Origin of the sequence: Celeribacter arenosi (genome assembly GCF_039539485.1) — a bacterium.
Classification (GTDB): Bacteria; Pseudomonadota; Alphaproteobacteria; order Rhodobacterales; family Rhodobacteraceae; genus Celeribacter; species Celeribacter arenosi.
Genome location: NZ_BAABDF010000001.1, coordinates 53553 through 67312 on the forward strand (window position 1 = coordinate 53553; position 13760 = coordinate 67312).

The 13760-nt window shown below is 61.3% G+C and carries 15 protein-coding genes and 1 other RNA gene; 10 read left to right on the forward strand and 6 right to left on the reverse strand.

Features of this window, described 5'->3' with window-relative positions:
- Window positions 1-8 precede the first annotated feature (8 nt).
- The 5 genes from ABD815_RS00280 to ABD815_RS00300 form a co-directional block, all read right to left on the reverse strand.
- Window positions 9-1481 carry an L-lactate permease gene (locus tag ABD815_RS00280; protein WP_344841861.1) on the reverse strand — a complete coding sequence of 491 codons (1473 nt, stop codon included), beginning with the start codon at window positions 1479-1481 and terminating at the stop codon, window positions 9-11.
- Window positions 1482-1485: 4 nt separating this feature from the next.
- Window positions 1486-2457 carry a DUF2927 domain-containing protein gene (locus ABD815_RS00285; protein WP_344841864.1) on the reverse strand — a complete coding sequence of 324 codons (972 nt, stop codon included), beginning with the start codon at window positions 2455-2457 and terminating at the stop codon, window positions 1486-1488.
- 2 nt (window positions 2458-2459) lie between these two features.
- Window positions 2460-3638 carry a toxic anion resistance protein gene (locus ABD815_RS00290; RefSeq protein WP_344841866.1) on the reverse strand — a complete coding sequence of 393 codons (1179 nt, stop codon included), beginning with the start codon at window positions 3636-3638 and terminating at the stop codon, window positions 2460-2462.
- Window positions 3639-3662: 24 nt separating this feature from the next.
- Entirely contained in the window at window positions 3663-4544 is an 882-nt protein-coding gene (locus ABD815_RS00295) for a 5-bromo-4-chloroindolyl phosphate hydrolysis family protein (RefSeq protein ID WP_344841869.1), read from the reverse strand.
- A gap of 239 nt (window positions 4545-4783) precedes the next feature.
- Window positions 4784-6070 carry a pseudouridine synthase gene (locus ABD815_RS00300; RefSeq protein ID WP_344841872.1) on the reverse strand — a complete coding sequence of 429 codons (1287 nt, stop codon included), beginning with the start codon at window positions 6068-6070 and terminating at the stop codon, window positions 4784-4786.
- Between the two features lie 78 nt (window positions 6071-6148).
- Between ABD815_RS00300 and ABD815_RS00305 the strand changes: the two genes are divergently transcribed.
- The 10 genes from ABD815_RS00305 to ABD815_RS00350 all read left to right on the forward strand — a co-directional run bounded on the left by ABD815_RS00305 (window position 6149) and on the right by ABD815_RS00350 (window position 12873).
- Window positions 6149-6604, forward strand: a complete 456-nt coding sequence (locus tag ABD815_RS00305) for a nucleoside deaminase (protein WP_344841875.1) — start codon at window positions 6149-6151, stop codon at window positions 6602-6604.
- Window positions 6604-7257, forward strand: a complete 654-nt coding sequence (locus tag ABD815_RS00310; RefSeq protein ID WP_344841878.1) for a ceramidase domain-containing protein — start codon at window positions 6604-6606, stop codon at window positions 7255-7257. The genes ABD815_RS00305 and ABD815_RS00310 overlap by 1 nt, the downstream gene beginning before the upstream one ends.
- A 44-nt stretch (window positions 7258-7301) precedes the next feature.
- The gene (gatC, locus tag ABD815_RS00315; protein ID WP_344841881.1) at window positions 7302-7589 is read left to right on the forward strand and encodes an Asp-tRNA(Asn)/Glu-tRNA(Gln) amidotransferase subunit GatC; all 288 of its coding nucleotides are present in this window, start codon (window positions 7302-7304) and stop codon (window positions 7587-7589) included.
- A complete protein-coding gene (gene gatA / locus ABD815_RS00320) occupies window positions 7589-9076 on the forward strand; it encodes an Asp-tRNA(Asn)/Glu-tRNA(Gln) amidotransferase subunit GatA (protein WP_344841884.1) in 1488 nt (495 codons plus the stop codon). Before gatC ends, gatA begins: the two co-directional genes overlap by 1 nt.
- A 38-nt stretch (window positions 9077-9114) precedes the next feature.
- Window positions 9115-9819 (forward strand): hypothetical protein, encoded by a 705-nt coding sequence (locus ABD815_RS00325; RefSeq protein WP_344841887.1) that lies wholly within the window; start codon window positions 9115-9117, stop codon window positions 9817-9819.
- Between the two features lie 3 nt (window positions 9820-9822).
- Entirely contained in the window at window positions 9823-10509 is a 687-nt protein-coding gene (locus ABD815_RS00330) for an N-acetylmuramoyl-L-alanine amidase (protein ID WP_344841889.1), read from the forward strand.
- 12 nt (window positions 10510-10521) lie between these two features.
- An RNA gene (gene rnpB / locus ABD815_RS00335) (RNase P RNA component class A) lies at window positions 10522-10902 on the forward strand.
- A 143-nt stretch (window positions 10903-11045) separates the two neighbouring features.
- Window positions 11046-11756: a DUF533 domain-containing protein gene (locus tag ABD815_RS00340; RefSeq protein ID WP_344841892.1), complete on the forward strand. Its 711-nt coding sequence runs from the start codon at window positions 11046-11048 to the stop codon at window positions 11754-11756.
- A gap of 263 nt (window positions 11757-12019) precedes the next feature.
- Window positions 12020-12187 (forward strand): 50S ribosomal protein L33, encoded by a 168-nt coding sequence (gene rpmG, locus ABD815_RS00345; protein ID WP_008330537.1) that lies wholly within the window; start codon window positions 12020-12022, stop codon window positions 12185-12187.
- A 119-nt stretch (window positions 12188-12306) separates the two neighbouring features.
- The gene (locus ABD815_RS00350) at window positions 12307-12873 is read left to right on the forward strand and encodes a GNAT family N-acetyltransferase (RefSeq protein ID WP_344841904.1); all 567 of its coding nucleotides are present in this window, start codon (window positions 12307-12309) and stop codon (window positions 12871-12873) included.
- A gap of 52 nt (window positions 12874-12925) precedes the next feature.
- Here the strand turns inward: ABD815_RS00350 and ABD815_RS00355 are convergent, their stop codons facing one another.
- Window positions 12926-13696, reverse strand: coding sequence for a Bax inhibitor-1/YccA family protein (locus ABD815_RS00355; protein WP_344841907.1), 771 nt, complete (start codon window positions 13694-13696; stop codon window positions 12926-12928).
- Between the last annotated feature and the right edge of the window lie 64 nt (window positions 13697-13760).

The window sequence follows — 13760 nt, forward strand, 5'->3', positions numbered from 1 at the left end:
CGGGCCTGTCAGCCCGTCAATGTGAGTGCAAAGATCAAAACGCCCCCCAAGAAGGCGTATCCGATCCCGATCCAGAATGTTTTGCGCAGGATGTCGCCTTCGCGCCCGACAAGGCCCACGGTGGCGCTTCCTGCGATGATGTTATGTGGCGCAATGACGTTACCTATGGCGGCGCCGAACCCCTGGGCTGCGACCATTTTGGTCGCCCCGAGGCCGAGTGCCGCGGCTGTCGAGAGCTGCAATTCGGTGAAGAGGATGTTGGAGGCGGTGGCCGATCCGGTGATGAACGTGCCCAACACGCCGAGCGCCGGCGCGAGTAGCGGCCAGACGGATCCGAGGCCCGCCGCGGCCTCTGCGAGACGATCGATCATGCCCGAGTGGACCATGACGCGAGACAGCGCCAACATCGCCAAGAGGGCCAAAGCAACGCCGCCGAGTTTGCGCAATGCCGCGCCGAGGCTTGGCGCAAGCGCCGATGCGCGCCCCGTGAGGAGTGCGGCCGCAACCAGACCGAGCAAGAGCAGCGTTCCGGGGTGATATAGGGGCTGGAACTTGCCGGCAAACTGACCCTGCCACTGCCAGCCGAGTGTCGGGGCGAGGAGCATTTCTTTGAGCGGCGCCGCGAGGCGCGATGTGAGCACCAGCGCTAGGATGATGAGGTAGGGCGCGAGATCGCGCAGCAGGAGGCGCAGGTCCAGACCGGTGCTCTTTTTGCCGCGCGTTATGATAAATATCACCGCGATTGCCCCGAAGAGCCCGCCACCGAGGCTGGGCAGTTCCGGCCCGACGAGCCATGCAAGCAGCAGAAAGGGAATAAAGAACGCCAAAGCCGCGCGAAGGATCCATGACCAGTCGGTCCGTGTCAGGGGGCCTTCGCCCGCGAGCCGAACCGTGGCCACCAAAAGCATCGTGCCAAGCGCTGCGTGCAGTGAGGCGACGGTACCTGCCAACCGCACTGCATCCAGTCCCGAAAGCTCGACCTGCGTGATGGTCGGCGTCCCGATTGCCCCGAAAGAAACGCCCGCCGCATGCCCCAAGAGGGCGAGAACAACCGCCTGAACGGGCGGGTAGCCGAGCCCCACCAATAGGGGGGCGGCCAAGGCGACCGGTGTTCCGAAACCTGCGGCGCCCTCAATGAAGAGACCGAAAAACCACGCGATTAGAATGGCTTGAAGTCGGCGGTTCTCTGTGAGGTGACTGAGGGCGTCGCGGATGTGGTCAATTGCACCGGTACGGCTCTGAAACTCGTAGAGCGCGAGGGCAGGGAAAATGATCCACAGGATGGTACCGGTGGTAAAAATGGCCTCCGCGCTAATGCCGCTCAGCAGGGCAACCGGAGCGGCCGAGAGATCAAAGAGGGTGACGCCAAGACCGACCGCGACGATCAGGCCGATCAAACCGGCCTTGGCCGCCGATAGGCGCAGAACGCCCATGGCGAGCAGGATTACGGCGAGCGGCAGGGCAGCGAGAAGGGCGGTCATCGGTTCACTGTACGCTGCCAGTTGGCGCGTCCTCCAAAAGCTCTTGTGCAATCCGCGCCACAATCGGGCGTGCGGTTTGCGCGTTCATACCGGGCGACAGACGGGGATCGTACAGGATCGAAAGCAGCAGTTCGTCGTGTCGTGTCAACAGTGCGAATTCTTCGTCGTCGTTGAAAATTGAAGGCCGCGCGTGCGGGCTGTCGTTACCGAGTCCGAGGCCTTGGGCGACCTCTTCATGCAAGCACGCGCGCCGCAGGAGGGAAGGATGTTCGGCGCGGATGACGGCAACGGCACGCTCGTAGACCCCGTCGTTGTCGGGGTCGGATGCAAAGGCGAGGCAGTAAATCGAACGCGGCAGTGTTTCGACCGTGCGCAGGGCCGCCGCGCTGATGCCCGGAATGCGTTGGGCAATCTGCGCCCCGAGACCGGCGCGATCATCATGCCCGATGATGAAAATGGTAAAATTCGGCGACGCATTGAGCCCGATCGGGTGTCCGGTCGCCGCGGAAAGGCGCGCCGCGAGTGCGGTGAGCGTTTTGCGATCCTCGCTGCGCTGGGCGGCACTTACGCTTTCGCCAAAGACGAGCCCGAGCCGCACGGAGTCGTCCCAACGATGGAGCGTCGTGGGAGTGGTCTGGGTCACATATTGGCCATTGATGCTGGCGTATTCATCAAAGAGTGCGATGTCCTCAAAGTTGCGCGCGAGCGTGCGTGCGCTGAACGGCGTGTCGGGGCCACCGCCGTCGGTGCGCAACAGGTCATTGGCCAAAAGATCGGACTGCAGGTCGCGGTAATACTGCGAAAGCGCACGGCTTTGCGCAGAGGGCCGTGTTTCGGGCTTCGCTTGTGCCGAGGGCGCAGAAACGGTCGTGGGGCGCGCCGCCGGTTTTGGGCTTTCGATCGCGGGCACGCAGGCGGACAGCGCGAGAGCAAAGGCTCCCGCGCCGAGGCACCGCAAATTCTGCGCGCGTGGCATGATCAGGTCGGAACTGCAGTGCCAGACGCGTTCGCTGTCGACTTGGCAGAAGCCAGAGTGTCGCGCAGGCGCGCCTCCAGCTCTTTGAGTTCTTGCTCGGCCAGGGCGCGTTTGCGTTTGCCTTCGTCGGCGATCTGAAGGCTTTCTTCGATGGTCGCGACCAGTTCGGCATTGGCGGTTTTCACAGCCTCGATATCGAAGACGCCGCGTTCCATTTCCTCGCGCACGACCTTGTTGGCCTGACGCAGGTTCTTGGCGTTGGCGGTCAACAGTTCGTTGGTCAGATCAGAGGCCTCACGCACCGCACCCGCGGCTTCTGCGGAGCGTTGGATCGTAACGGCCTGCGCCAGCTGGGTTTCCCAGAGCGGCACAGTGTTGACCAGCGTCGAGTTGATTTTGGTCACGAGCGATTTGTCGTTCTCCTGCACCAAGCGGATGGAAGGAAGGGACTGCATCGTGACCTGACGGGTCAGTTTGAGGTCGTGCACACGGCGTTCGAGGTCATCGCGCGCGGCGCGCATGTCGCGCAATTCCTGCGCTTTGATCACCTGTTTGTCTTCGGGTGCTGCATCGACAGCGGCGGCCATGGCAGGGATTTCGACCTCGTCGAGGGTTTTCAGTTTCTGCTCGCCGGCTGCGATGTAAACCGCCAACTCGTCGTAGAAGTTGAGCGTCTTTTCGTAGAGCACATCGAGCGATTTGATGTCTTTGAGCAGCTTGTGCTCATGGGTGAGAAGGCTGTCCGTGATCTTGTCGATCTGGGTCTGCACGTTCTCGTAGCGTGCCACGAATTTCGCCATGGGGGCGGCGCGACCGAGCAGGCGTTCCCACCACGACCGTTTGCGGCGCACGTCCAGTTCGGAGACCGAAAACCCGCGAATGGTGGAGACGATGTTGCGCAGGCTGTCACCGGCGGGGCCGACGTCCTTGTTGCGCACATCCGCCAGCATGGCTTGCGAGATTTCCTGCAATTCCGCCTGAGCGGCGGAACCGAAACGCACGATGGATTGCGTGTTTGTCATGTCGATTTCGGCCATGGCCGTTTTGACATCTGCCGCAACGGGCGCATCGGGCCCTTCGAGCGGCACAACTTCACCCTTGGGTTCGGGAAGAATGAACGCGGTCACTTCCTCAACTTCTTTGAGAACGGCTTCGGCCTTTTGGCGCACTGTGTCAGACATGTGTTCGTCCCTCTTGTCACTCGTTTATCGTTTGATGCCTTCGCGGGCGAGACGCTCACGAAGGACGTCGATCTCGATGTCGAGACCGGTTTTGTCATCCAGAAGCAACGATTCTGTGCGCGCGGTAAAATTGCGCTCCAGATCGTCCAGAAGTGCCACCCATTTCGCGCGTGCCTCGGCATCGCGTGAGCGGACATAGATATCGGCAAACTTTGAAGTCGCGTCACGCGCGCCCAGCAAATAGACGCCAAGATATTTGCGCGCCGCCGTCAGATCCCGCGGGTCTTCTTCGATGGTGCGGAACATGTCGCGGGCGGTCGCCACAAAGTCGTCGACGCGGCGCTCGACCTGTCGGTCGTTGGTGCGTTTGACCGCGTCACGCATCGCGGCGAGATGTTTTTCGGCCTCATCCACGGCGCGGGCAACGCGGTCCTGTTGGAAGGTGTCGATGCCTTCCATGCCCTTGCTTTTCATCGGGTCGAGACCAAAGGCAAAGCTGTGAAGCACCACGCCGAGGACGGCGAAGAGAACGGTTTCAACAGAGCCCCATCCGAACCAGCCCACGAGGCCCAAACCAATGCCGGTCAGAACAGAGCCAAACAGTTTGCGGGGAATGCTGGGGCGACGCGCGACCTTGCGCGCCTCATAGGCCTCTTCGGCCTTTAGCCCTTCGCGGGTCAGAAACGCCGCGCCGAGAAGACAACCAAGTGCTGCGAGGTAGCCGGACATCACGACGGGTTCGGATTGAAACGCTTTCCAGGCAAGGGGAAGTGCCGCAAAAAACAGCAAATTCGACCGCGCACCGACGCGTGAGGGCCGTTTCCCGTCAAAGGGGCGTTTGGGCGGGGGCGCCTGATGGTCCGGTTTGGGATCAGGCGAATAGGTTGAACCGTAGCGTTGCGACATCCGTCAGACCCCCGGCGCGCCGATGGTGACGTAAAATGTGAGAGCTACCAAGAGGTAGTAGGCCAGTTTGGCGTAGTTACTGTCGCTCATTACGGCCCCTTGGATTCCCTAGCAATCGTTGCGCTTTGGAATATAGGCAGTAATCAATTGGCGCGAAAGGGGTTGGGGAATTCCACGTCAGTTTTCCCCGCGCCGCAGAACGGGTGTGGACATGGGGTAGGGGGCCGACTGGAGGCGCCTTAGCGGTCTTTTTTACCGCCCGGTTTGCCACCCGGTTTTGCGCCATGGGATTTGAAACCCGCAGAGCGCGCGCCGCCACCGGGTTTGCCGCCGTGGGATTTGTAGCCCTGCGATTTGAACCCGGGTTTGCCGTCGCCATCGCGTCGTGGTCCCTTGGAAGGTCCGAAATCTTTGCGAGGGCCGCCGCCAGAGGGTTTGTCACCATCCCGACGCGGGCCTTTGGCGAACGGTTTGTCGCCATCACGGCGCGGTCCCTTGTCATACGGTTTGTCACCATCGCGACGTGGACCTTTGGAAAATGGTTTATCGCCGTCACGACGCGGACCTTTTGAAAACGGTCGGTCGTCGCCGTCACGTTTGCCTTTGAACGCAGGCCGGTCGCCGCCGCGATCCCCACCGCGATCTCCATCACGCTTGCCTTTGAACGGCGGTTTGGGGCCACGCGGGTCGCGTCCTGTGGTCTCGGTGCGCGGGCCGCCCGGTTTGCCGCCACGCGATACTTCGCGGCGGGGCGCTTCCTGACCTTCGCCGTCACCCTCGACGCCGAGTTGGTCACGCAAGACGCGCGGACGCACTTCCTCAACAGCCCCGGCGAGCAGGTTGCCGAGCCGGAACGGGCCGTAGGAAATGCGGATCAGCCGGTTCACGACGAGACCCACGGCCTCCATCGCGCGGCGAATCTCGCGATTCTTGCCCTCGCGGATGCCGACGGTGAGCCATGCATTCGCCCCCTGTTGGCGGTCAAAGACCACTTCCATCGGCTGGAACCGTTCGCCTTCGATCTCGATCCCTTTGCGCAGCGGTTCAAGGATTGCTTCGCTCAGCGTCCCTTTAACCCGCACGCGGTATTTGCGCAGCCAGCCCGTGTCGGGCAATTCGAGTTTGCGCTTCAACTCGCCATCGTTGGTCAAAAGCAACAGACCTTCGGAGTTGATGTCGAGGCGTCCGACGCTCATCACGCGGGGCAACTCTTTGGGGAGCTTGTCAAAAACCGTCTCGCGCCCTTTTTCGTCGCGCGCGGTGGTCACTAGTCCAATTGGTTTGTGGTAGAGCCAGACGCGGGGCGGTTCAGCTTCGCGCAATTCGTGGCCATCGACCATGATCCGGTCTTTGGGCATCACGTTCATGGCGGGGGATTTGATGATCCGCCCGTTCACGCTCACACGGCCTTCCTCGATCATTCCCTCTGCATCGCGACGCGACGCAATTCCTGCGCGGGCGAGGACCTTTGCAATACGGTCACCGGGGATGGGTTTTTTGTCGGGTGTGGGCGTGTCTTGTGTCATGCGCGTGCCATATAGCGCGATTGGGGTCTTGGAAAGGGCTTTGCTTGCGCGTCGCGCGATTGTGCGGCACGAAAGGCTATGGTTTTTCGCTCATATATGGACATCGCTTTGAAAGAGGCACGCTCTGCGGCAGAACGCGGCGAGGTGCCTGTGGGGGCGGTCGTTGTGTCGCCACAGGGGACGGTTCTGGCGCAGGCGGGCAACAGGACGCGCGAGTTGAATGATCCGACGGCCCACGCCGAAGTCCTCGCCATCCGCGCCGCCTGCACGGAACTGGTGCGCGAGCGGCTGGTTGGATGCGACCTCTACGTGACGCTGGAACCCTGTCCGATGTGCGCGGCCGCGATTTCCAACGCGCGCATTGCACGGCTATATTATGGGGCGGAGGATCCGAAATCGGGGGGCGTTGCGCAAGGCGCGCGCGTTTTCTCCCATCCTCAATGTCACCACGTGCCCGAAGTTTACGAAGGCATCGGTGGCGGCGAAAGCGAAGCTCTCCTCAAATCCTTTTTCGCTGATCGGCGGGCCCCGTGATGGATTGGACTGCGCAAATTGACAGCTATTGCGAGCGGGTGGATTTCACTTTCTGGTCGGAGCCTGCCAATGCCGTGACCAACGCCGCCTTCCTGATCGCCGCGCTATTCGTGTGGCCGATGGCCAAACTTCTGCCGGGCGCGCGCGCCTTGGCGATTATCCTGTTTTTGATCGGGCTTGGGTCCTTTGCCTTCCACACCACAGCGACGCGGTGGGGCGCGATGGCCGATAGCCTGCCGATTCTGGCATTTATCCTGACCTACATTTTTCTCGCCAGCCGTGATTTCTTTGGTCTGGCGGGATGGCGTCCCTATGTTCTGACGCTGGGGTTCATACCCTTCGCCGCTGTGTTCACGCCCATTTTTGCATGGGTCGGCATGGGGTCCTCTGCGGCCTATGCTCCTGTGCCTCTGTTGATCTTTATCTACGCGTTCCTGTTGCGCCACAGCGCGCCACAGACGGCGCGGGGTTTGGCCATCGGGGCCGCGACCCTGTGCGTTTCGATCGGCTTTCGGATGCTCGATGCGCCGATTTGCGGTGTTTTCCCGCTAGGCACGCATTTCCTGTGGCACCTTCTCAATGCCGTGATGTTGGCCCATATGATCCGCGTTTATGGCGCGCACATGCTTGAAGGCCGCGCGACCCTCGGCTAAAGCCAAACCAAAGCGACAAAAAAGCGACGACAAAGGATTATCCCATGTCCATCGACATCGACACCGCACGCCGCGTGGCCAAGCTGGCGCGCATCCGCGTCGAGGAGGATCGCCTCCCCGCGCTGGCAGAAGAATTCAACGCCGTGCTCGGGTTTATCGAGCAATTGTCCGAAGTGGACGTCGACGGTGTCGAGCCGATGACATCCGTCACCCCGCAGCGCCTCAAGCGCCGTGATGACGAAGTCACCGATGGAAACATGCAGGACAAAATCCTGTCCAATGCGCCCGACGCGCGTGAGGGCTTTTTCGCCGTGCCGAAGGTGGTGGAATAATGAGCGATCTGAACAAACTGACCCTCGCAGATGCCCGTGACGGGCTACGTGCGAAATCCTTTACCTCGGGCGAATTGACCGAGGCCTGCCTGTCGCAAATCGAAACTTCGGGTGCGCTGAACGCCTTTGTCCACAACACGCCAGAGATCGCGCGCGCGCAGGCCAAAGCCGCCGATGCGCGCCTTGCGCAGGGCGAGGCCCCCGCGATGTGCGGTCTGCCCATCGGGATCAAGGACCTGTTCTGCACCCAAGGTGTCCCCTCGCAGGCGGCGTCCGCGATTCTGGACGGGTTTAAACCCGAATATGAATCCACCATCACCACGAAGCTGTTCGATGCGGGCGCGGTCATGTTGGGCAAATTGAACATGGACGAGTTCGCCATGGGGTCGTCGAACGAGACCTCGACCTATGGCAATGCGATCAACCCGTGGCGTCGCGGCAACGAAGACACGCAGCTCACGCCCGGTGGCTCGTCGGGTGGTTCGGCCGCTGCGGTGGCTGCGGACCTGTGTCTTGCGGCGACGGGGACCGATACCGGCGGGTCGATCCGCCAACCTGCGGCCTTCACCGGCATCGTAGGCATCAAACCGACCTACGGGCGTTGTTCGCGCTGGGGCGTCATCGCCTTTGCATCCTCGCTCGATCAGGCGGGTCCGATGACCAAAACCGTGCGCGATGCGTCGATCATGCTCGAAGCGATGTGTGGGCATGATGCCAAAGACAGCACCTCCGCCGATCTGGCTGTGCCGGACTTCGAGGCGATGCTGACGGGCGATATTCGCGGCAAGAAAATCGGCATCCCGAAAGAATACCGCATGGATGGCATGCTGCCGGAAATCGAAAAGCTCTGGGACGACGGCGCGGCAATGCTACGTGACGCAGGCGCCGAGATTGTCGAAATCTCCCTGCCGCACACCAAATACGCGCTGCCCGCCTATTACGTCATCGCGCCTGCCGAAGCGTCCTCCAACCTCGCCCGTTATGACGGGGTGCGCTATGGCCACCGTGCTAAGCTCGCGCAGGGTGAGGGCATTGACGACATGTATGAAAAGACCCGCGCAGAGGGCTTTGGCCACGAAGTGCAACGCCGTGTGATGATCGGCACATATGTGTTGTCGGCGGGTTTCTACGACGCCTATTACAACCGCGCGCGCCGTGTCCGTACCCTGATCAAACGCGATTTCGAACAGGTCTTTGCGCAAGGCATCGATGCAATCCTGACGCCGGCGACACCTTCGGCGGCCTTTGGTCTGGGTGAGATGTCCGAAAGCGATCCGATCCAGATGTATCTCAATGACGTCTTCACGGTGACCGTAAACCTCGCAGGCCTGCCCGGTATTGCCGTGCCCGCAGGGCTCGATGCAAAGGGGCTGCCGCTCGGTCTGCAACTGATCGGGCGTCCGTGGGAAGAGGGTGATCTGCTGAATATCGCGCATTCCCTTGAGGCATCATCGGGCTTTGTTTCCAAGCCCGAAAAATGGTGGTAAGCCTTTCTGACGCTTATCTTTCAGCCGGAGTTGATCCTTTGATCCGACGCGCCTCATTCGTTTTTACCGCCCTCGTAGCACTTGCTGCTTGCGAAACGCCTGTGCCCGATAGTGGTGCCGGTGTCGGGTTTGGCTCCTACGCCGATTATCAGGCGCAGCGCGAAGCACAGCTCATCGCGCAGGGCGAGGGTGGCGGTGACGTGGCCGGATCGCTTGATGCGCGCGCGATTTCTCCCGAAACCGCATCCGCAACAGGTGCGCCGGCGGATCCGACTGGGCAGCTCGGTGACGAAGCCTTGGCCGCAATCGGTCAGGCACCGGCGGCTGTGACCAATTCGGTAGGCATCTCGGCCGAGAACGATTTTTCGGCCGTTTCCAGTGAACGCTCGATTGAACAGGACGCAGCCCTCGTTGCGGCCAACCGTCAGCAATACCAGGTTATCGAACCAACTGCCGTGCCCGCACGGCCCTCCGGCACCTCGCCGACCTTGGTCCAATACGCGCTGTCGACGACCAACAACGTGGGTCAGCCGATCTACTCGCGTCTCGTGGTGGGTGCCGATGCGCGCGCCGCGCGGGCGTGTGGGAAGTACCCGTCGCCGGACAAGGCGCAGTCGGATTTTCTCGCCAATGGCGGGCCGCAGCGCAATGCCAAGGGGCTGGACCCTGATGGCGATGGTTTCGCCTGTAGCTGGGACCCGCGGCCATTCCGTCTCGCCGCTCAGGCGCGCGTTTCCCAATAACCAATGTCTGATTTGACGATCCGTGACATACCGTCGCCCAATTGCGGTGAACGGCGCGGCGGGGTCGTGCCTGATATGGTGGTCATCCATTATACCGCGATGGAAAGCGCCGCTGCCGCCTGCGCGCGGCTGTGTTCGCAAGAGCATGAGGTTTCCGCACATTATCTGGTTGATATCACAGGGGAAATTATCCGTCTGGTGCCCGAAGATTTGCGGGCATGGCATGCGGGGGCGGGGGCGTGGGGGGATGTGACGGACGTCAATTCGCGCTCCATCGGTATCGAACTCGCCAACCGTGGTGCAGAGCCCTTTGCAGCGGCGCAGATGGATGCGCTCGAGTTGCTTTTGGCCGATCTTTTGACGCGCCACCGGATCGCACCGGAGCGCGTGATCGGTCATCAGGATATGGCGCCTGCGCGCAAATCCGATCCCGGACCGCGGTTCGATTGGCGGCGGCTGTCCCTGTCGGGATTGGCGGTTTGGCCCGAGGCGGGCGAGGCCGATCCATCGGGGTTTTTCGATGATTTGACGGCGTTCGGCTATCCGCAGGCGGATGACCCAGCGCGACTGGCGGCTTTTCGGGCACGGTTTCGCCCCCGCCGTGAGGGCTCTGTGGATCGCATCGATGCCGGTCTCGCACACGATCTCGCCGCGCGCTTTCCCGTTGACCCCACGCCCGCGAATGCCTAAGTGCGACCTCGCGCGGATGGCTGGACGATCGCGGGGCTTTCGGGCCGCGAGGAAAGTCCGGACTCCATTAAGCAACGGTGCCGGGTAACGCCCGGCGGGGGTAACCCTAGGGACAGCGCCACAGAGAAGAGTCAGCCCTCTATACGGGGGTGAAGGTGAAACGGTGGGGTAAGAGCCCACCGCGGGACTGGCAACAGGACCGGCACGGCAAGCCCCACCGGGAGCAATGCCAAATAGGGGTTTCGCGCGGGGACTGTGTGCGGCAACGCATACCGCCCGCAGGGTCGCTTGAGCCCGAGAAGCCCGGGTTGGCAGCTTGAGCGTATCGGTAACGATGCGCCTAGAGGAATGATCGTCGTCAGACAGAATCCGGCTTACAGGCCGTCCGCGCATTTTCCCGCTCTACTCTGGCCCGAGCGCCCTATTTCTCGGCGGCGATACTGTGCAGTGCGACAACGCCGCCACGCATCCTTGTTGCCGCACTGTAGCTTTCGGCGCAGTATGGTTGGGAAGGTTTAGCAAGAGAGGGATTTGATATGAGTTTCGTAAAAACTTTGGCGACACTGGCCATCGGTTTTGCTGCGGCGAAGGGCGTGGGCAAAATGCGTGAAATGGGCGGCATGGATAAGGTGCGCGAAAGCATGCGCACCTCCGGCGAGCCGGGCGGAATGGGTGATCAGGTCGGCGAGATGGCCGAAAAGCTCGGGTTCCCGGGTGGCAAAGACGCCGTGCGCGACATGTTCGGCAAATTTGGCAATCAGGCCGCGGATATGAGCGAAGCGACGGAGGCGGGGCTGGGCTCTCTTATGTCCGCGATGACCGGCGCGGCAAAGGTCGGTGCAGGTGGGTTGTCGGAAATGTTCGCCACCATGACCAAGGGCACGCCGGTAGGCGAAGTGGCCGAGGAAAACGCAAAGATCATGATCCGCGCCATGGTCATGGCGGCGAAGGCCGACGGCGAGATTGACCCTGACGAGCGCACCAAAATTCTGGACCAGCTCACCGATGCATCGGATGAGGAAATGGACTTTGTCCAGAGCGTGCTTGATGCCCCTGTAGATCCTGTGGCGCTTGCGCAGGATGCAACCGAAACGACCAAGGCGCAGGTGTATTCTGCGGCGCTCATGGCGATTTCGGTCGACACGCCCGCCGAGCGAAACTTTCTGACGACGCTTGCGCAGGCATTGATGTTGGATGCGGCCAAAGTGACGGAAATTCACCAGACGATGGGTAAGCCCGTTCTGTAACCGGCCACTGGGGGCGCCGATTTGTTTGGCGCCCCGTTTCGTCGACGTGAAAGTGTTTGTGGCACTAAGCGTGGTTTTCCACGCCAGCGTGCACCCTGCCTTTGGTCAGGCTGCAGATGGGGGACGCAAGTGACGTTGGATTCCTGAGCCGAAGGTTGGAAAAGCCGGTTGACTCGGGCGAGCATGCGAGTAAAAGGCGGGCTTCAAGGATTCCACGGGTTGGCCCGACCGCCCGTTGCACGACTTAAATTGGAGTAACCAAAATGGCGAAGCCGACGACGATCAAAATCCGTCTGAACTCGACCGCGGACACGGGCCACTTTTACGTGACCAAAAAGAACGCGCGTACCATGACCGAAAAGATGACCGTACGTAAGTACGATCCGGTCGCGCGCAAGCATGTCGAGTACAAAGAAGGCAAGATTAAGTAAGCCATCTCTCGACACTGAAATGCAAAAGCCGCGCGACCCGAGACAGGTCGCGCGGTTTTTCTTTTTTATGATCCTGCGACCTGCCTCTTCCCTGACTGACATGCCAGAGAGGAAGACCGATGCTGGATCCTGTTCACGAACCCTACGCCCCCCCGCCACTGTCGCCCGTATGCGGCAAATCCTTGCCGCCCTTTATCATTCGCTCGGCGGTTCCTGACGACACCGATGCGCTCGCTGCGTTGCTACGCGAGGGCTATGGAGAGGGCTTAAGCGGGGATTACCACCCAAACGTTCTAAGTGCCGCTCTGCCGGTGATTTCGCAGCCCAAGGACGCCTTGGTACGGTCTGGCACATACTTCGTGGCCGATAGCGGCGCGGGGCGGTTGCTCGGCGCCGGGGGGTGGAGTTGGTCGGGGCCGCTCGGGGGGGTGCCGCCGCGCGACTGTGCGCACATGCGCCATGTGGTCGTGGGGCGCGGGTTCAAAGGGCGCGGGATCGGGCGGCTGCTTTTGGGACATGCCCGCGCGTCGGCGCGCAGGGCAGGGGTGTCACGCCTTTTGTGCCTCTCCACGATCTCTGCGGCGGGCTTTTACGAGGCGCAGGGGTTCTCCCGTCAGGGTGAGGTGGCCCTTAGCCTGCAACCTGGTCTGAGCTTTCCAGCGGTGCAGATGGAAGGGCCTGCATGAAAAAGGGCCGGTCATTCAGACCGGCCCTCAAATCAATCCAAGTATCGCGCGATTATTCGCGATTGCCGAGGAATTGCAGCAGGAACATGAACAGGTTCACGAAGTCGAGGTAGAGGTTCAGGGCCCCCATGATTGCCGACTTGGCAAGCCATTCTGTGTCCATTGCATGGGCGTGGGCGATGTAGTCAGTCTTGATGCGCTGCGTGTCATAGGCTGTGAGGCCTGCGAAGATCAGCACGCCAACAACCGAGATCACAAATTCCATAAGCGCGGAGCCGAGGAAAATGTTCACGATCGAGGCGATGATCACACCGATCAGGCCCATGATCAGGAAGGCGCCCCAACCGGAAATGTCTTTCTTGGTTGTGTAACCCCAGAGCGACAGGCCCGCGAAGGCGATCGCGGTGATCAGGAAGGTCTGGGCGATCGACATGCCGGTAAAGACAAGAAAGATCGAGCTAAGCGACAGGCCCATCACGGCCGCGTAGGCATAGAAATAGGTCTGTGCTGCCGCGGCTGACAGGCGATTGATCACGGCACCAAAGCCGAACACCATGGCAAGCGGTGCAAACATCAGCACCCATTTAAGCGGCGTGTTGTAGAGCGTTTGTCCGAGACCGGTGAGGTATTCGTTCGCGCCGATCTGGAATTCGGACGGGACGGCGGACACGGAAAGGTTCGCCAAGGCCCACGCGGCAAGAGCAGTAATGAGAAGGCCCACGGACATTGTGCCGTAGACTTTGTTCATATGGGCGCGAAGGCCCGCATCGATATCCGCTGTGCGCGTTGCAGCGCCTGCGTTCATCGTTCTGTAGTCGGCCATTGACTGGTTTCTCCTGTGCGTCAGTGCGTAAACATATCACCGGCCGCAATCCGCGCCGGTTTCC